Source organism: Lysinibacillus sp. FSL P4-0201 (assembly GCF_038593425.1).
GTDB lineage: Bacteria > Bacillota > Bacilli > Bacillales_A > Planococcaceae > Lysinibacillus > Lysinibacillus capsici.
Genome location: NZ_CP151995.1, coordinates 3,757,343 through 3,774,634, shown reverse-complemented (window position 1 = coordinate 3,774,634; position 17,292 = coordinate 3,757,343). Strand labels below are relative to the sequence as shown.

Below are 17,292 nucleotides of genomic sequence, written 5' to 3'. Positions count from 1 at the left end.
TGGTTGTTATATTACAAAAATGAATGATGTGAAGGGAGATTTTACAATGTGGGTTATTACAGTATTTGAGAAAAAGGACGTTCGTATTTTTGAATTTACAAATAAAACTGAAGCAACAAAAGCTTTAGAAGGTTTTAAAAAGAACGCGATTTTATCTTTCACTAAATAAGTTCAACAAAGTCTTGTAGCTGTTTTTAGAGCTATGAGGCTTTTTTTTATCCAGAACAATACAACTACTTGCACTTTAAAACAATGCATATTATAATAAAAGCATAAGTGGGACATAAAATAATTAAGTGGGTTAAAAATAAACCCACCACTATTAATTAGGGGAGTAGATAGATATGTTAACTGTTCCAGAGGCACAGCAAAGGCTACTTCCTGAAATGTATCCGCTTCTGCAAGCAAGATATCGAATATTGCAAGCCGTTCAACTTATGCAACCAATCGGGCGACGTACACTAGCTGATTCACTGAAAATGACAGAAAGAGAAATACGCAAAGAAACTGATATTTTACGTGAACAAGGGTTATTAGATGCGCAAAAGTCGGGTATGGTATGTACAGATGATGGTGAAATAGTCATTGAAAAATTAAGAGCTATCGTTTATGAATGGTCTGGTTTAACCCAGCTTGCAAAAGTGCTTGAAAGCCACTTTGGCATCCAACGTGTAGTCGTAGTTCCTGGTGATTACAATGAGGATCATACAATCCTAAGCATGCTAGGCAAAGAAGCAGCATTGCAATTTATGTCGGCTGCTTTTGATGAGCAAGTTGTAGCTGTCACTGGTGGAAAATCTGTTGCCTCACTTGCGCAGTTTTTACATCCTTTAGACGGACAAAAGGATATCACTTTTGTAGCTGCACGCGGGGGGATTGGACATGAAATGCAAATGCAGGCCAATACACTTGTTGCAACATTTGCCATGCAAATGGAAACACAATACCGTACTTTATTTTTACCAGAGCATTTAAGTGAGCAAGCTTATCAAGCGATGCTAACAGAGCCGATGGTAACAGAAATGATGGCCTTCTATGATCAAGCAGATTGCGTCATTCATGGGATTGGCTCTGCAGAGGAAATGGCGATTCGTCGTAACTCATCTCCTGAGGATTTGCGAATTCTTGAGGAAAAAGGCGCTGTGAGTGAGGCTTTCGGCTATTATTTCAATGCAGATGGAGAAATAGTACATCGTATACGCACAATTGGTATCCAGCTTGAGCAGGTACAAAACAGTGAGCAGGTCATTGCAGTTGCAGCAGGAAAACAGAAGGTCAATGCAATGCTTTCTTATTTCAAAGTAGCACCTAAGCAAACCATATTTGTAACAGATGAAGCAGCGGCCAAAGCAATTGCTGCTAAAATATCTTCTATAGAAAATAAGCATCTTGAATGATGGCAAAGTTGTAAACATGTCACTCGATCTCAGAAAGTGCTTAAGCATTTTTTGAATGAGCATAAAGTAAATTTTGATGTCTCTATTCATAGAGACAGACATCACACATTATTGGAGGAATTAACAATGGCATTAAAATTAGCGATTAATGGATTTGGACGTATTGGACGTTTAGTATTTCGTGAGGCAATGAAGCATGATGAATTTGAAGTAGTAGCCGTAAACGACTTAACAGATGCTGGTCAGCTTGCGCACTTATTGAAATATGATTCAGTACACGGTATCTATGATGCTGAAGTCAATGCAGATGAAGATTCTTTCGTAGTAAATGGTCAACGTGTAAAAGTATATGCTGAAAAAGATCCTGCCCAATTACCATGGGGCGAATTAGGCGTAGATGTAGTGCTTGAATGTACTGGTCGATTCCGTTCAATGGAAGAAGTAGGCAAGCATATTGAAGCAGGGGCGAAAAAAGCGATTCTATCGGCACCAGCAAAAGGCGCAATGCCTACATTTGTTATGGGTGTAAACCATGAGGATTATAACCCAGCAACTGATGATGTGATCTCCAATGCTTCTTGTACAACTAACTGTCTAGCACCAGTAGCTAAAGTGCTTGATGAGAAATTTGGCATTGAACGTGGTATGATGACAACAATTCACTCTTATACAAATGACCAACGAATTCTAGACTTCCCACACTCTGACCCTCGTCGTGCACGTGCTGGAGCGGTGTCTATGATTCCAACAACAACAGGTGCAGCGGTAGCTGTATCAAAAGTATTACCACAATTAAAAGGTAAGCTAGATGGTTTCTCTATGCGTGTGCCAACGCCTAACGTATCATGTGTTGACTTAGTTGTAGAGCTAAAAGCAGATGTATCGAAAGAAACAATTAATGCAGCATTAAAAGAAGCTTCTGAAAATGAATTAAAAGGCATTTTAGATTACAATGAGCTACCATTAGTATCAATTGATTATAACGGTAACCATTATTCTTCTACGGTAGATGGCCTTTCCACAATGGTGTTAGAAAACAAAATGGTGAAAGTTTTAGCTTGGTATGATAACGAAATTGGTTATTCTACTCGCTTAATGGACCTAGCTTTATACATTGCTGAACAAGGCTTAAACCATAAATAAGTATCATATTTCGACATTTTGAGTAAAAAGTGTGACATATTACTGCTTTTTATGTACAAAAAGTATAGCCTTTATAATATCGAATAGATATAATATACAAGGGTATTGGGAGTAAGGGATAACCCTTACTCCTTTTTTTCTAGATTCAGCAGAAAAACCCACCTCTATAGGTGGTGAGATGAATACACAAATTACTCTCTTGATTCATTGATGTAAAATCACCGACTGAATTAAGGTAAAAGCCTCAGCGAATGTCACAGATTTTGAAGAGGAACAAGTTCGGAAAAAATAAATACACTGAGGCGTAATTGATACATGTTGATTGCAAGACATAACAGTTAACTTTTGCTACTATAAAAACAAGTATTAGGGTTCATTATCAAAAGTTGGAGAATCATACTTACACGAGATAGTGACGCGAAAAAGTACCAAAATGACTATTGAATTTAGTAAGCATGGTGTAGAGCCAAGATGGGTAAAACACAAAAGTGTAAGACTAAAACAAACTTTGAAGGGAGTTTCTTCATGTTAAATAAGAAAACAATGAAAGATATTGATGTTAAGGGTCAACGCGTTTTTGTACGTGTAGATTTTAATGTACCAATGGCAGACGGTGCTATTACAGATGAGACGCGTATTCGTGCAGCTATTCCTACAATTGAGTATTTAGTAGAGCAGGGTGCTAAAGTTATTCTAGCTTCTCACTTAGGTCGTCCAAAAGGTGAAGTGAAAGAGGATATGCGTTTAACGGCTGTTGGCATTCGCTTAGCAGAACTAATGGGCAAGCCTGTTACGAAGCTTGATGAATCCATTGGGCAAGCGGTGGAAGAAGCCGTTGCAAACATGCAAGATGGAGACATTCTACTGCTTGAAAATGTACGCTTCCATGCTGGTGAAGAAAAAAATGATCCTACATTAGCACAGCAATTTGCTCAGCTAGCAGATATTTATGTTAATGATGCTTTTGGTGCAGCCCACCGAGCTCATGCTTCTACAGAAGGAATTGCTAAGCATATTCCAGCTGTATCTGGATTCTTAATGCAAAAGGAATTAGATGTACTAGGTAAGGCATTGTCTAACCCTGAGCATCCGTTTACAGCCATTATTGGTGGTGCCAAAGTAAAAGATAAAATTGGTGTTATTGAAAGCTTATTAGAAAAAGTAAATCACTTAATTATCGGTGGTGGTTTATCCTTTACCTTTATTAAGGCACAAGGCCACGATATCGGTAAATCATTGCTAGAGGAAGATAAAATTGAGCTAGCAAAGTCCTTTATTGAGAAGGCAAAAGCAAAAGGTGTGCAATTACATATGCCAGTCGATGCTGTTGTGGCAAATGAATTTTCACAGGATGCTGAAACACAAATCGTTGATGTAGATGCTATTCCAGCTGATTGGATGGGTCTAGATATTGGACCTAAAACGGCTGCAAACTATGCAGAAGTTATCAAAAACTCTAAATTAATCATTTGGAATGGACCAATGGGTGTCTTTGAAATGGACAAATTTGCAAACGGCACAAAAACAGTTGCTGATGCAATGGCAACAACAGCTGGCTACACAGTAATCGGTGGCGGTGATTCAGCTGCAGCAGTTGAAAAATTTGAAGTAGCAGATAAGATGGATCACATTTCTACAGGTGGTGGTGCTTCCTTAGAATTAATGGAAGGCAAAGAGCTTCCAGGGATTGTAGCACTAAACGATAAATAAGCTAATCGGAGGCAAAATGATGCGTAAACCAATTATTGCAGGTAACTGGAAAATGTTTAAAACATTTGAAGAGGCTATTCAGTTTGTAGATGCTGTACAAGAGAAACTTCCTTCCAATGACAAAGTAGATGCTGTTATTTGCGCACCAGCTCTTTACCTACCTACACTTGTGCAAGTTGCTAGTGAGTCAGAGCTGGCAATTGGTGCACAAACTATGCACTATGAAAATGAAGGTGCTTTTACGGGTGAAATTAGTCCAGCACAGCTAGCAAGTGTGGATGTTGACTATGTCATTTTAGGACACTCTGAACGTCGCGAATACTACAATGAAACAGATGAAGCGATTAATAAGAAGGTAGCAGCAGCACTTGCACATACTATCGTACCTATTATTTGCTGTGGCGAAACACTCGAAGAACGTGAAGCAGGCACAACAGAGCAAAAAGTGGCTGGTCAAATTAAAGCGGCACTTGCTGGGTTTGAAGCACAGCAAGTTGAGCATATGGTCATTGCGTATGAACCGATTTGGGCGATTGGTACTGGTAAAACGGCTACGGCAGACGATGCAAATCAAGTATGCGGAGCGATTCGAGCAGTAGTAGAAGAGCTATATAATGCTGAAACTGCGAATGCTGTGCGCATTCAATATGGTGGCAGTGTTAAGCCTGATAACATTCAGGAGCTTTTATCGAAAGAACATATTGATGGTGCTTTAGTTGGTGGAGCAAGCTTACAACCAGAATCTTATTTAACATTATTGGAGGCGGCAGCAAATGCCTAAAAAGCCAGTAGCATTAATTATTTTAGATGGCTTTGCATTTCGAGATGAAACATTCGGGAATGCAGTAGCACAGGCGAATAAACCAAATTTTGATCGATATTGGCATCAATTTCCTCATGCGACATTAACAGCTGCAGGAGAAGCCGTTGGATTACCTGAAGGACAGATGGGGAATTCTGAGGTGGGGCACTTAAATATCGGTGCAGGACGTATCGTCTATCAAAGCTTAACACGCTTAAATAAATCTATTCGTGATGGAGATTTCTTTACGAATCAAGCCTTTTTAGATGCAGTAGCACATGTGAAAGCTCATCAGTCAAAGCTACATATTATGGGCTTATTATCAGACGGTGGTGTTCATAGTCATTATGAGCATATGTTTGCACTATTAAAGCTAGCTAAACAGCAAGGATTAGAGGAAGTTTATGTACATGGCTTCTTAGATGGTCGTGATGTTGGTCCAACAACAGCATTAGACTATATCGAAGAAACGGAAAAGCAAATGGCTGAAATAGGCATAGGGCAATTTGCTTCTATTCATGGACGTTACTATGCAATGGATCGCGATAAACGTTGGGATCGTGTGGCACTGACTTACAATGTACTGGTGGATGGCGTCGGTCAAACAGCAGAAAGTGCTAAAAGTGGTGTAGCAGCATCCTATGAGCGTGAGGTAACAGATGAATTTGTCATCCCATTTAGCATTCAAGAGCATGGTGAGCCAGTAGCAACAATTGGCGATCATGATGCAGTGATTTTCTTTAACTTCCGTCCCGATCGTGCTATTCAGCTGTCAACAGTTTTTACAAATAAAGCATTCGATGGCTTTGCTATATCTGCAAATCATCCAAAGAATTTAAAATTTGTGTCCTTCACACACTATAGTGATGAAGTCAACGCACAGGTTGCTTATGAAAATGACAACTTGAAAAATACAATTGGTGAAGTATTAGCGACGAATGGGAAAACACAGTTGCGGATTGCGGAAACTGAAAAATATCCACATGTTACATTCTTTATGAGTGGTGGACGTGAGGAAAAATTCCCTGGTGAAGAACGTATTTTAATTGCTTCTCCAAAGGTGGCGACATACGATTTAAAACCTGAAATGTCTGCCTATGAGGTGACAGAAGCCTTACTTGCAGAAATTGCGGCTGAAAAATTTGATGGCATTATTCTTAACTTTGCCAACCCTGATATGGTTGGTCATAGTGGAATGCTGGAGCCAACAATTAAAGCCATTGAAGCAGTAGATGAATGCTTAGGGAAAGTAGTAGACGCACTCCTTGTAAAAGGTGGCGCAGCTATTATTACAGCTGACCATGGCAACTCTGATGAAGTGTTAACTTTAGCAGGTGAGCCAATGACAGCTCATACAACAAATCCTGTTCCAGTAATTGTGACAAAACCAAATATAATGTTAAGAAATGGTGGTATTTTAGCCGATTTAGCGCCAACCATGTTAGAATTATTAGAGGTGTCACAGCCTACTGAAATGACAGGACAATCATTAATTGAAAAAGAGGAGAATTAATTATGCCATTTATTACACAAGTTTATGCGCGCGAAGTTTTAGACTCACGTGGGAACCCAACAGTAGAGGTTGAAGTATTTACAGAATCAGGCGCATTTGGCCGCGCAATCGTACCATCAGGTGCATCAACAGGTGAATACGAAGCGGTAGAATTACGCGATGGTGACAAATCTCGTTACCTAGGCAAAGGTGTATTAAAAGCAGTTGAAAATGTAAACACAATTATTGCGGAAGAATTAGAAGGTAACTATTCTGTTCTTGATCAAGTTGTCATCGACAAAGCTTTAATCGAGCTAGATGGCACAGAAAACAAAGGCAAGCTTGGTGCCAACGCAATTCTAGGTGTATCCATGGCAGTTGCACATGCTGCGGCAGATTATTTAGATGTACCTCTTTATCAATATCTTGGTGGGTTCAATTCTAAGCAATTACCAGTACCAATGATGAACATCCTAAACGGTGGTGCTCACGCAGATAACAATGTAGACATTCAGGAATTCATGGTTATGCCTGTTGGTGCAGAATCATTCCGTCATGCATTACGTATTGGCGCTGAGATTTTCCATAGCCTAAAAGCTGTTCTAAAAGAAAAAGGTTACAACACAGCAGTAGGTGATGAAGGTGGTTTCGCACCAAACCTAGGCTCTAACGAAGAAGCAATTACAGTGATCTTAGAAGCGATTGAAAAAGCAGGCTACAAACCAGGTGACGAAGTGAAACTTGCAATGGACGTAGCATCCTCTGAACTATTCAATAAAGAAGATGGCAAATACCACTTAGATGGTGAAGGTGTTGTCAAAACTTCTGAGGAAATGGTGGATTGGTACGAAGAGTTAACAAATAAATACCCAATCATTTCAATTGAAGATGGCTTAGACGAAAACGACTGGGCTGGACACAAGCTATTAACAGACCGTATCGGCAATCGCGTACAATTAGTAGGTGATGACCTATTTGTAACAAATACGAAAAAATTATCAGCAGGTATTGAGCAAGGCGTAGGAAATGCAATTCTGATCAAAGTAAACCAAATCGGTACGTTAACTGAAACATTTGAAGCGATCGAAATGGCGAAACGTGCAGGCTACACAGCGGTTATTTCTCACCGTTCTGGTGAATCAGAAGATGCGACAATTGCTGATATTGCTGTTGCAACAAATGCTGGTCAAATTAAAACAGGTGCTCCATCACGTACAGACCGTGTAGCTAAATACAACCAACTTCTTCGTATCGAAGATCAACTTGGTTCAACAGCAGAGTATCTTGGTTTAAATTCATTCTATAACTTAAAATAAGTATTTGATTGAAGAGAAAATACTTTGAACTTAGTAATACACAGCTTTTATATTTGAACCATGTTGTACATTTAGGCTTATGTATTGCTTCAACCTCTGATTTATAAGTGTGATAAACACTTGTAGATTGGGGGTTTTTTAGTTACTTATCTAATTACAGAGTAAGCTTATTCAATTAGAACAACCGAAAGCGGTGGACATTAAGTATCTATTCATTGAAACCTATTCCAACATTCTGTTATTATTTAACCTAATTAACTAATATCAACCATTTTTACATAATGATAAAAAATTACTGAGGGGTAATAACATGAAGAGAAAAACCAAATCGGTTATTAGTATCATTGTAATATTAATTATTTTCGGTGGAGCATTTGGTTACATCAAATTCACTGAGCATATGAATAAATCTACTCCCGAGGAAGAAAAAACAATCGCTGGATATGTTGAAGTAACTTCTAAGGATGGAACTGTTCTAAAAAAAGAAAATGAATTATATCCAGATGACTTAATAGAACACAAAATGAACGAAACCATTCATAGCATGTCTCATCAGAAGGTTGAAGCGGAAATAAAATGGGGTCACGAGCAAATAACACAAGAAAAGGTTGACCGATTGTTAGCTATAGCCAAAGAAAGAAATTATAAATATAAAGAGCTTTACATTTCAATATTGGAAAGATGGTCGAAGGGTGATTTTTCAAATGCAGTTGACGACCACAATTCCATATGGGAAATGCAAGGCGGCGATGAAGATGCTTCAGGGAAAGCAATTCGTCTATTAACTCCATCTGAAGAGCAAGCTTATATTCAACACAATTTAGAATATGACTTATATTGAATACCATTTTGCGAAAGATAAATAGGCGAATTTCAAAAAATGCCTCAAAGTTAATTCAAACTTTGAGGCATTTTAACATATAAAAAAGATTAACGTGAAGCGGCACGAGCAGGCCAATAAGGTGCAGGTTTCAACATCGTAGCGCAAGAGGTAAGGAAGCTTTTTAGTGAGACAGCTACAGCAACAGAACAAATTGAAACCTCCCTTAAAACGATCACGAGTAATATTCAAGCACTTATGGAAAGCATGGAGCAAATTGAAGCAGCCTCTAATGATCAGGAAGAGCAGGTTCAACAATTTAGTGAAGCTATTGAAAAACCTAAATGAGATATAAGTGAGCAAATGGCGCTTTACATAAAAGGTCTCTTACGATAATAAGAAAAGACAGTCTACTAATATTAGACTGTCCTGACTATTGTTATGGCTGTGACCAATGCTGATCTAGTTCTTGATCGAGATAGACCCAGCCCTTCCAGGCAATATGAATCGTATCCATAATAAAGTAAGGATCATATTCATGATCTGAAAAATCAACATAGGCAACATTTGCATCCTTTAATACTTGCTCCATTTTATCGTAATACTTTTGACGACGTTCCTCAGGATAGCCATTATAATCATACCAATAGCCATTAACTGGAATGGAGACGAATAGTGGTTTGGCACCTGCATCCTTTAAAACATCGATAACTAGTTGGAAATCCTCATATTCAGGAGAGTTTGTATAATCCTCTTTTTTTCGTATATCTTTAAACTTTGAAAATTTAGCATTTACAAGTCGCTGATAGGCGCGATCTTCAATCATATAGTCGTTGGATACACGCTTCTCCCCATATGCCTCTGCATGCTGCAATTGTTGCTCAAAGCTTTGATTGGCAATGAGCTTGTCATTACTTTTTAATGCATGACCTTTACGTGGGAAAAGGGAATAATATAAATCCTTCTTTTCTAGTAACTCCTTGTGGAAACGCCCCGCGACCATGGCCATACGTCCAGTAATTGGTTTTTCCTTGCCGTTAGACATTTGATATTGGTACATGGTCTTTAAGAGGCGATCTCGTTTGACAGTATCAAATTCAAGTAGGCGCTCCATAGCTCTTTTTCGAAGGTTGGCATCCATCTCCTGATTAAAGGCTAAATCATAAGCATGTAACATGGAATAATTCGGTGAAAAGTGAAATTCACCCATGCCCTTCTCTGTAAACCACTGCGGGGAGATGATAAAGACCACTTTTTTATCCTTTAAATTCTTTTCTTGTGCTGCGAAATTCAAGAAGTGGGTAATGGACTGCATGCCTCCACGCCCAATCATAAATGTCGAATACGGAGCATCAGTTGCTCGCGTATAATTGTATGGATGGAACGGATCAAAACGGTTTAATTCCGAGGAGCCATAAAGTGGCATGGAACTAGGCTCCTGCAACATTCGCTCCTGTAAATAGGTTCCCTGAAATACAAGTGGAGACATGTTCGTTTTGGCTTGCTCCACATCCTCATTGGATATCCATGCTTTAATCCAAGCATTAGGAAAAAAGACAAAGCCAGTAAAAAGAGCAAATGCAATAAATAAAGAAAGAAAGCCTTTTTTGATCATTGTCTTTCAGCTAATTTCCCTGCTATTCGATTAGGCGTATTCCATTCTTCACGATTGAAATCAGTAATAGGGACAGAAATATTAAAACGGTTTTCAATTTCAACTAATAAATTAATTGTCCCAAACGAATCTAGTAAACCTTCTTCAAATAAATCAATATCTGGATTTTCTACAATAATTTCATCTTCACATAACTCGACTAGCATTTCTAAAACTTGTTGTTGATCCATTAATAATTCTCCTTTAGTGAACAGGCTCTTATAGCCCTTTGTTTAAAATAATGTGCCAGAAAAAATATAAAAGCCGAAGCATACAGCATGAAACGTAATGATTACACCAATAGCATGCGTCCATTTATTTTTTGGCCAACGCTTATGCTTTTTATTCCAGCGTTCAAATTTATCAAAGCTGATAATCAATAGGGCATGATAGAGTCCATAGACCACAAAGTGCCATTCCAGACCATGCCAAATACCCATTAAAAAGAATAGTAAAAAGAAGCCTATATACGAAATAGCAAATTTATTTTTTAGCCATTTTTTCTTTGTCATCCAAAGGACAAAGCGCATATAGACATAATCCCTAAACCAGAAGGAAAGGCTCATATGCCAACGATTCCAAAAATCTTTAATATTGCGGCTGGCGAAAGGGCGATTAAAGTTAATCGGTGTTTGGATACCCATTATCCGGCTCACACCAACAGCAAATGCACTGTAGCCAGCGAAATCAAAGAATAAGTAAAAGCTATACATATACATATACGCTAGCTGTCCCTGAAAGGGTGTCAAATAGTTATACGTATGGTTAGGTAAATAAATAAGCGTGTAGTTGTAAATTAAATAAGCCAAAATAAACTTATATAAAAAGCCAACAAAAATATAGTTAATGCCACTCAATAGCAGCTTTTGGTAATCCTCCGAGGAAGGTACGGTATGAAAATCCTTTGTAAAACGACGCCAACGATCAATAGGTCCCGATGATACGGTAGGAAAGAATAATAAGAAATAAACTAGCTCTACTACAGAAATTTTCTCTTTCATCAAGCCATCACGAGTTTCTAAAATCATTTGCACCGCTTTAAACGTAATGTAGGATACACCAAGGAAGCCAAATACATGATGTAACCCGAGAATCGGCAAAACCTTCACAAGAATCAGGGGTAATATGGATAAAAGCACTGCTATTATAAAAATGGTTCCGCTATTTTGCTGAAGTCGGTAACGCTGATAAGCCACAATAAGAACTACCTGAAAGACAGTAAATAATACGAGCGAGATGGTCCCATTCAATGAATGTCCGAAGATTAATGCTAAGACAATGACCGATATAAAAAGATTATAGCGTTTCGAGGATTTGCCTCGTAACCCTAGGAGGATGGTAGGTAGTAATAAAAGTCCGATGATCACAAAAAATGCTATATTTCCATAAGGCGTCATACTGTCTCCATAACCGCCAATCCTTTACGATCTACCTTACCATTTGGATTTAGTGGTAAAGCGTCCATATATTTAAACGTTTTCGGTATCATATAGGCAGGTAAGTACGCCGATAAAAGTGCCTTCAATTGCTTTGTCGTTTTGAAGGCTGCTCCTGTTAATGGCTCACGTAAAACAATATGGGCACTAAGAGAAATGATTTCCTTCTCTTTATAAACAGGTACAACAACACAACTTGAAACAGGTGGCAGGTTATTGATTTGTTTTTCAATCTCTTCAATCTCTAAACGATAGCCATGTAATTTCACTTGGAAATCCTTACGACCTGAAAAGAACAAATAACCATCCTGCTCATAGCCTATATCACCCGTTTGATAGATGCGATCGCCATCCACGATCGGGAAAGCCTTCGCTGTTAATTCAGGCGCTCCCAAATATCCTGCGCTAACGGTTGGCCCTGAAATAATAATTTCTCCATCTTCTGCTACAGAAACGTTTGGCTCCGTTCTAGGGGCAATCGGTAATTGTTCGAAGTGTGCTGCTAGCTCTTTTGTTACTTTTACATAGGATACAGCGACGGTTGTTTCTGTAGGACCATATAAATTATAAATTGTTGCCTGTGGAAAACGAAGCATTAACTCGTTACATACTGCTATCGGTAAAACCTCTCCGCAAAATAAAAAAGTATCCAATGCAGGCATGAGTTTTTGATCCCATTCTTTGTTCATCAAACACATCTTGGCAAAGGAAGGTGTAGAAGTCCATACACGAGTATTTGACATCGCTAATGAATCAAACAATGCTTTTGGATTGGCAATTTCTTGCTGTGTAATCGCATAAAGCGTGTGTCCACCAACAAGAGCTGGGTAGAGATCCATAACAGATAAATCAAAGGAATAAGGTGCTTGATTTAAAAATACGCCGTCTTGCTGTAAAGGGAAGTGTTCCTGCATCCACCTAACAAAGTGTGTTAGATTACTAGCTGTTATTTGTACCCCTTTTGGTTGACCTGTTGAACCAGAAGTGTAAATAATATAATGGATATCCTCATCTCGAACCCATGTTGCGGATGATAGGATCACGTCCTTTGAGGAGGCATCCAGAATATCATGCACTGCCATAACTGGCAGGTTCAACTGCATCTGTAATAGCTCTGTTGTCAATACTAAACCTGCTCCAGAAGCTTCTGTAATGAGCTGTAATCTTTCTGATGGTGTTGACGAATCAACAGGCACATATGGATGGCCAGCTTTTACAGCTCCGATAAACGCAACAATTTGTAGGGGGGACATATGTCCATAAATGACAATAGGCTGTTGTCTCCGCAACTTAAGCTTCATTAAATAATCGGCAAGACGATCCGATAAATGCCAAAGCTCACTATAAGTTAAGGAGGCATTGTGAGTCTGATAAGCAGTTTTTTGTGGCTGCTGGAGGGCCACACGTTCAATAGCTGCCAAAATACTTAACATATTTTAATCTCCTTTATTTAAAATTCCGTATATATAAATGGTCCGGCGTTCATATCATGGAAGCCATGTATAAGAAACAACAGTACCAAAACAATCAAATAAAACAACGTGAAGCCAATGAAGCGTAGATACTCATTATTTTTGATGGATTGCATTTGTCCACCTCCAATGAAAAAAAGTATAGGATTAAACTTTCAAAAAATAGTAATTTACTAGTTAAAAATCCTTACCTTATGTTTTTAACACTGATTTGACGGAATGTGGAGAAAAATGTTGCTGAATTAAGATGAATTCAGTAAATCATAAGATTAATTTAAGGTAAATTTAAGGTTTTGGGGGGATACGTAGAGTTTACAAATTATTGGCTGGTTTACTTATGTAAAAAAAGCACGAACATAAGGGAATAATCTCAACTTATGTTCGCGCTATTATTTTTATTTCACTTCATTAATAACTTTTTTAGATACATAAAATTCAGAGCCATTGTAGACATTGATTGTATCAAATGTATGAGTCTTTGCGGTGTTTGTTGAAGTTTGTTCATAGATCATCGTGTTTTTATTGACTGGAATTTTCACTGTAACATCTGCTTTTTGTGCAATAAATGTTGGGTTTTCTTTATCCGATAAGTCAATTTTTGTTGTAAATCCTTTTTCCGTAAATGCCTTCGTTGCAGGCACATATAATTCATTTGTTAATGTGTTTAAGTCGAAGCCCATAAAGCGTGCCATTGTATGGGCTAAATCAGTGTTTTCTACTAATCCTGTCAATTTAGAAGGACCAAATGAATATAAGAATACATCTTCACCCGTATGGCCACCTGTTGTATAACCAATGTTTGCACGATTGGCTAGCATTTTTACCATTTCATTGCCTAAGTCTTTAGCAGACTGTAATGTTTTAAGCTCGTCCTCCGTTAATGAATCTAAGCCATAAAGAGCAGCGACCTCAACTAAATTCGAGCGATCTTCTTTTAGTTGGCTTAAAGCTCCTTCAATGGTCATTGTAGCTTTTTTTAACGGGTCGATGTACGAAGAGACTGGAATGCTGGAATAGGTACTAGTAGTGTTAGCGTTCCCCATCGTAATGCCACTATTTCCATGATCAGTTACTGCTATGACTAAAGTATTACCATCTTCCTTCGCAAAATCAACCGCTTCTTTCACTGCATCATCAAATGATAAAATATCGCTAATAATACCAATAGTATCGTTGGCATGTGCAGCCCAGTCAACCTTACTACCTTCTACAAAGAGGAAGAAGCCATCCTCATCCTTTTTCAGCGTATTGATTGCTTTATTTGTCATTTCAGCAAGTGTAGGCTCAGATGCTCTTGTTTTGGCACGATCTAAATCATAAGCAAGTGCACTTGGCGCAAAGCTTCCCCAAATTTTTGAGGATTGACTATTAAATAGCTCATCGCGTGTTTTAACGAGATCATAATTTTTTTCATTCAAAACCTTGATTAAATCCTCGCCATCTTGACGAGCATTTTTCGATGTGCCTGGTGATAGTGATTCCAATCCACCGCCTAAGACAACATCAATATTTTGATAAACCTGCTGCTCTGCTATATCCCCATATTGACTTCTATTGTTGACATGGGCAGAAAAACCAGCTGGTGTAGCATGTTGAATTTCGGAAGTAGAAATTAATCCAGTGGCCTTACCTTGCTGCTTAGCTCCTTCTAGCACATTGGCTACAGGTCGGAAGGCATCTTCCTTAGCGATTTGCGTTAATCCAGGGGAGTTGATCACAGAGGGCAGCACACCTATATATTTATCGTTCGATTTATGCCCAGTTGCTAATGCTGTCGCAGCAGGCGCGGAATCGGTAATGGCAGATTCAGCAGAATATGTGCGCATAGCACCCGATAAAATTTCATCCATTGCTAGGCTTTCACCTTTATACCAGCGAGAAAGGGTGACAGCATTATTACTGCTACCATCCATCACAAGCATAATGACATTCGTCGGTTTCTTTACTTCGGCTGCATGTACCTCTTGCTGTGGGATACTAACTGCGGATAAAGTCACTGCACTTGCTAAGAACAATGAAGTCCATTTTTTTGCGTATTTCATGATTTTCCTCCTTTAGGTGAATTCAATTGTAAGTGTAAAGGAATGGTGTAAAGCTAGCGTTAAAGGTTTGTTAATGGAATATGGTAATTATGTAAATATTGGGGAAGGAAAGAATCTGTGTAAATGTCACACAGATTCTTTTGGGGCATTACAAATTTTCCTGATGTTGTGCGCCATCAATTGTTTCATAATATAAAATGTCTTCTTCAATGTACAAATTGAGGACTTCATCTTCAAATAAGACTTCTTCGGAGCCGTCCTGGACATTAATTTTTGTTAAATAACCGGCATTGTCATAGTCACTGCAATAAATGGAATCATCATAAGTAGCTAAATAATAGCATGCCGTTTCTGTAATTTGATTGTTTTCATTTGTGTCTAAATTATAGGAATAGACCATATTATCATTGATACTATTATAATAAATCACATCATCCACAGTATTGGCATACCACATATCATGCATAAAATCATAATTGTTATTTGTAGCAGTAAAATAATTTTCATTTACCCATAAATGATCTTGGCTTAGTTTTTCATCACTGACTAAAAAGTATTCATAGGAAATCGCATAAGGCTCCGCTGAATCCACGTCATTCCACGTTGTATCAAGATGATACCAATTGCCATCGATACTGACTAAATTCCAAGCATGCAGCTGATCCTCACTATAGCCATATACGTATTTAGCTTCTACATCCGATGCTAATAGTAGGCGATAAGCTAGTAGAGCATAGGCTTGACATACCGCAGTTTCCTCGTCTATCAGCTCAAAAACCGTTTGTCCCTCAGTAGAGCCTTGTTCTGTATAAGTGGCTAACTGTACGACCGTATCATTAATGATTTTAGCACGTTCAAAATCTGTCATATCTGTAGTAATATACTGGTCAGCAAAAGCCTCTACATATTGATCGACCTTTTGCTCCTTTTTGGCATCTGTTAAGTAATCAATCGACAACTCTACCAAATAGCCATCCTCGGTTTCCCAAGCCGTCCATTCATAAGTAAGAAAATAACCAGCTGTATAGGGATCAACGAAAGAAAGCAGGCTATTTAAGTCATTCAGCTGCACCTCAAAATCTTCGAAGTGTAGCTTCCCGGTATAAGGGACTTCAAAGTGCTGTTCAAACTTTGCTACTTGTTTTTCGACTTTTTTAGTGAATTGTAGTAAGGCAGGATCTTCCTTAAATAATGAGGTTGAAAAAAGATCATTAGGTGAAAAAGAGGCAGATAACGCTTTACTTTCTGGCTTTTTCATATCATTCTCTGTTTCTTCTGCTAAGGTCGTAGTTGTTACATCCTCTTCCTCAAGAAGTAGGTCAATGGCCTTTGAGCATGCAGTAAGAAACGGAATCATGCAGCATAGCACAAGCAGCGCTGCTATTTTTTTATTCATTTTCCCACCCTCCAAAAAAATTCATTTTTGCCATTATAATTTAATTTATAGGGAGTGACATCCACAAATAGTAGCATAAGTCGACAAGGATGGAAGCATGAGGCGGAAATTTTCCAGCAAAACATAAAGCGAAGTTTGTCATCGTAACCTTTTTTTGTTATAATGTAGTCTGTTGTGATGTTTCAAAGTTCGGGAGGTGCAGTGAATGCATACAGTAGTATTAGTTTCATTAGTTATCGTATCATTAGCGTTAATCGTTGTGGTATTACTTCAATCTAGTAAAAGTGCAGGCTTATCAGGTGCCATCTCGGGTGGAGCTGAGCAACTATTTGGAAAGCAAAAAGCACGTGGTATGGATTTAATCCTTCACCGTGCAACAATTGTGTTAGCTATAGTGTTCTTTTTATTAGCAATCGCTATTACAAAAATCTAATAGTTGAAGATATATCGCCTAACCGAATTGGTTGGGCGTTTTCTTTTATCATTGTTAAATGGTAAATTCTCTCTCTGGAGTAATAAATGAATGGTAATGCAATAACCAATGTCATCCGCTGGGCATCATTGAGATGACGAGAATGGGTATAGTATGTATAAGTGTTTTAGAATGAAGGA

Annotated in this window: 16 protein-coding genes; 9 read left to right on the top strand and 7 right to left on the bottom strand. The window is 38.3% G+C overall.

Annotated elements, in window-relative coordinates:
* The first annotated feature begins 46 nt into the window (after positions 1-46).
* The 8 genes from MKY76_RS18925 to MKY76_RS18890 all read left to right on the top strand — a co-directional run bounded on the left by MKY76_RS18925 (position 47) and on the right by MKY76_RS18890 (position 8,701).
* Positions 47-169, top strand: a complete 123-nt coding sequence (locus MKY76_RS18925) for a hypothetical protein (protein WP_004228055.1) — start codon at positions 47-49, stop codon at positions 167-169.
* Positions 170-344: 175 nt separating this feature from the next.
* Entirely contained in the window at positions 345-1,397 is a 1,053-nt protein-coding gene (locus tag MKY76_RS18920; RefSeq protein WP_054549559.1) for a sugar-binding domain-containing protein, read from the top strand.
* 126 nt (positions 1,398-1,523) lie between these two features.
* Positions 1,524-2,540 carry a type I glyceraldehyde-3-phosphate dehydrogenase gene (gene gap / locus MKY76_RS18915; RefSeq protein ID WP_004228061.1) on the top strand — a complete coding sequence of 339 codons (1,017 nt, stop codon included), beginning with the start codon at positions 1,524-1,526 and terminating at the stop codon, positions 2,538-2,540.
* 525 nt (positions 2,541-3,065) lie between these two features.
* Positions 3,066-4,250: a phosphoglycerate kinase gene (locus MKY76_RS18910; RefSeq protein WP_342556992.1), complete on the top strand. Its 1,185-nt coding sequence runs from the start codon at positions 3,066-3,068 to the stop codon at positions 4,248-4,250.
* A 19-nt stretch (positions 4,251-4,269) separates the two neighbouring features.
* Positions 4,270-5,031 carry a triose-phosphate isomerase gene (tpiA, locus tag MKY76_RS18905; RefSeq protein WP_048390882.1) on the top strand — a complete coding sequence of 254 codons (762 nt, stop codon included), beginning with the start codon at positions 4,270-4,272 and terminating at the stop codon, positions 5,029-5,031.
* Positions 5,024-6,565: a 2,3-bisphosphoglycerate-independent phosphoglycerate mutase gene (gene gpmI / locus MKY76_RS18900; RefSeq protein WP_319839552.1), complete on the top strand. Its 1,542-nt coding sequence runs from the start codon at positions 5,024-5,026 to the stop codon at positions 6,563-6,565. Before tpiA ends, gpmI begins: the two co-directional genes overlap by 8 nt.
* A 2-nt stretch (positions 6,566-6,567) precedes the next feature.
* The gene (eno, locus tag MKY76_RS18895; protein WP_342556991.1) at positions 6,568-7,860 is read left to right on the top strand and encodes a phosphopyruvate hydratase; all 1,293 of its coding nucleotides are present in this window, start codon (positions 6,568-6,570) and stop codon (positions 7,858-7,860) included.
* A 310-nt stretch (positions 7,861-8,170) separates the two neighbouring features.
* Complete coding sequence (locus MKY76_RS18890) at positions 8,171-8,701, top strand: DUF6241 domain-containing protein (RefSeq protein WP_342556990.1); 531 nt, start codon at positions 8,171-8,173, stop codon at positions 8,699-8,701.
* Between the two features lie 418 nt (positions 8,702-9,119).
* Here the strand turns inward: MKY76_RS18890 and dltD are convergent, their stop codons facing one another.
* From dltD to MKY76_RS18855, 7 genes are all read right to left on the bottom strand, one after another.
* On the bottom strand, positions 9,120-10,295 hold the full coding sequence (gene dltD / locus MKY76_RS18885; protein WP_048390889.1) for a D-alanyl-lipoteichoic acid biosynthesis protein DltD: 1,176 nt from the start codon (positions 10,293-10,295) through the stop codon (positions 9,120-9,122).
* Entirely contained in the window at positions 10,292-10,525 is a 234-nt protein-coding gene (gene dltC / locus MKY76_RS18880) for a D-alanine--poly(phosphoribitol) ligase subunit 2 (RefSeq protein ID WP_016994756.1), read from the bottom strand. Before dltC ends, dltD begins: the two co-directional genes overlap by 4 nt.
* 42 nt (positions 10,526-10,567) lie before the next feature.
* Positions 10,568-11,731, bottom strand: coding sequence for a D-alanyl-lipoteichoic acid biosynthesis protein DltB (dltB, locus tag MKY76_RS18875; RefSeq protein WP_288579799.1), 1,164 nt, complete (start codon positions 11,729-11,731; stop codon positions 10,568-10,570).
* Positions 11,728-13,203, bottom strand: coding sequence for a D-alanine--poly(phosphoribitol) ligase subunit DltA (dltA, locus tag MKY76_RS18870; RefSeq protein WP_342556989.1), 1,476 nt, complete (start codon positions 13,201-13,203; stop codon positions 11,728-11,730). Before dltA ends, dltB begins: the two co-directional genes overlap by 4 nt.
* Positions 13,204-13,220: 17 nt before the next feature.
* On the bottom strand, positions 13,221-13,358 hold the full coding sequence (locus tag MKY76_RS18865) for a teichoic acid D-Ala incorporation-associated protein DltX (protein WP_004228095.1): 138 nt from the start codon (positions 13,356-13,358) through the stop codon (positions 13,221-13,223).
* A gap of 279 nt (positions 13,359-13,637) precedes the next feature.
* Positions 13,638-15,284 (bottom strand): alkaline phosphatase, encoded by a 1,647-nt coding sequence (locus MKY76_RS18860; RefSeq protein ID WP_342556988.1) that lies wholly within the window; start codon positions 15,282-15,284, stop codon positions 13,638-13,640.
* A gap of 148 nt (positions 15,285-15,432) precedes the next feature.
* Complete coding sequence (locus MKY76_RS18855; RefSeq protein ID WP_342556987.1) at positions 15,433-16,680, bottom strand: DUF5050 domain-containing protein; 1,248 nt, start codon at positions 16,678-16,680, stop codon at positions 15,433-15,435.
* Positions 16,681-16,885: 205 nt separating this feature from the next.
* On the opposite strand from MKY76_RS18855, the gene secG reads away from it, so the two are divergent.
* Positions 16,886-17,113: a preprotein translocase subunit SecG gene (secG, locus tag MKY76_RS18850; RefSeq protein WP_004228101.1), complete on the top strand. Its 228-nt coding sequence runs from the start codon at positions 16,886-16,888 to the stop codon at positions 17,111-17,113.
* Positions 17,114-17,292: the final 179 nt, after the last annotated feature.

Coding starts and splice junctions, on each gene's coding strand:
- gpmI (WP_319839552.1), top strand. CDS start 5,024: ATGCCTAAAAAGCCAGTAGCATTAATTATTTTAGATGGCTTTGCATTT.
- MKY76_RS18920 (WP_054549559.1), top strand. CDS start 345: ATGTTAACTGTTCCAGAGGCACAGCAAAGGCTACTTCCTGAAATGTAT.
- eno (WP_342556991.1), top strand. CDS start 6,568: ATGCCATTTATTACACAAGTTTATGCGCGCGAAGTTTTAGACTCACGT.
- MKY76_RS18855 (WP_342556987.1), bottom strand. CDS start 16,680: ATGAATAAAAAAATAGCAGCGCTGCTTGTGCTATGCTGCATGATTCCG.
- MKY76_RS18890 (WP_342556990.1), top strand. CDS start 8,171: ATGAAGAGAAAAACCAAATCGGTTATTAGTATCATTGTAATATTAATT.
- dltB (WP_288579799.1), bottom strand. CDS start 11,731: ATGACGCCTTATGGAAATATAGCATTTTTTGTGATCATCGGACTTTTA.
- secG (WP_004228101.1), top strand. CDS start 16,886: ATGCATACAGTAGTATTAGTTTCATTAGTTATCGTATCATTAGCGTTA.
- MKY76_RS18860 (WP_342556988.1), bottom strand. CDS start 15,284: ATGAAATACGCAAAAAAATGGACTTCATTGTTCTTAGCAAGTGCAGTG.
- MKY76_RS18925 (WP_004228055.1), top strand. CDS start 47: ATGTGGGTTATTACAGTATTTGAGAAAAAGGACGTTCGTATTTTTGAA.
- tpiA (WP_048390882.1), top strand. CDS start 4,270: ATGCGTAAACCAATTATTGCAGGTAACTGGAAAATGTTTAAAACATTT.
- dltC (WP_016994756.1), bottom strand. CDS start 10,525: ATGGATCAACAACAAGTTTTAGAAATGCTAGTCGAGTTATGTGAAGAT.
- MKY76_RS18865 (WP_004228095.1), bottom strand. CDS start 13,358: ATGCAATCCATCAAAAATAATGAGTATCTACGCTTCATTGGCTTCACG.
- dltD (WP_048390889.1), bottom strand. CDS start 10,295: ATGATCAAAAAAGGCTTTCTTTCTTTATTTATTGCATTTGCTCTTTTT.
- gap (WP_004228061.1), top strand. CDS start 1,524: ATGGCATTAAAATTAGCGATTAATGGATTTGGACGTATTGGACGTTTA.
- dltA (WP_342556989.1), bottom strand. CDS start 13,203: ATGTTAAGTATTTTGGCAGCTATTGAACGTGTGGCCCTCCAGCAGCCA.
- MKY76_RS18910 (WP_342556992.1), top strand. CDS start 3,066: ATGTTAAATAAGAAAACAATGAAAGATATTGATGTTAAGGGTCAACGC.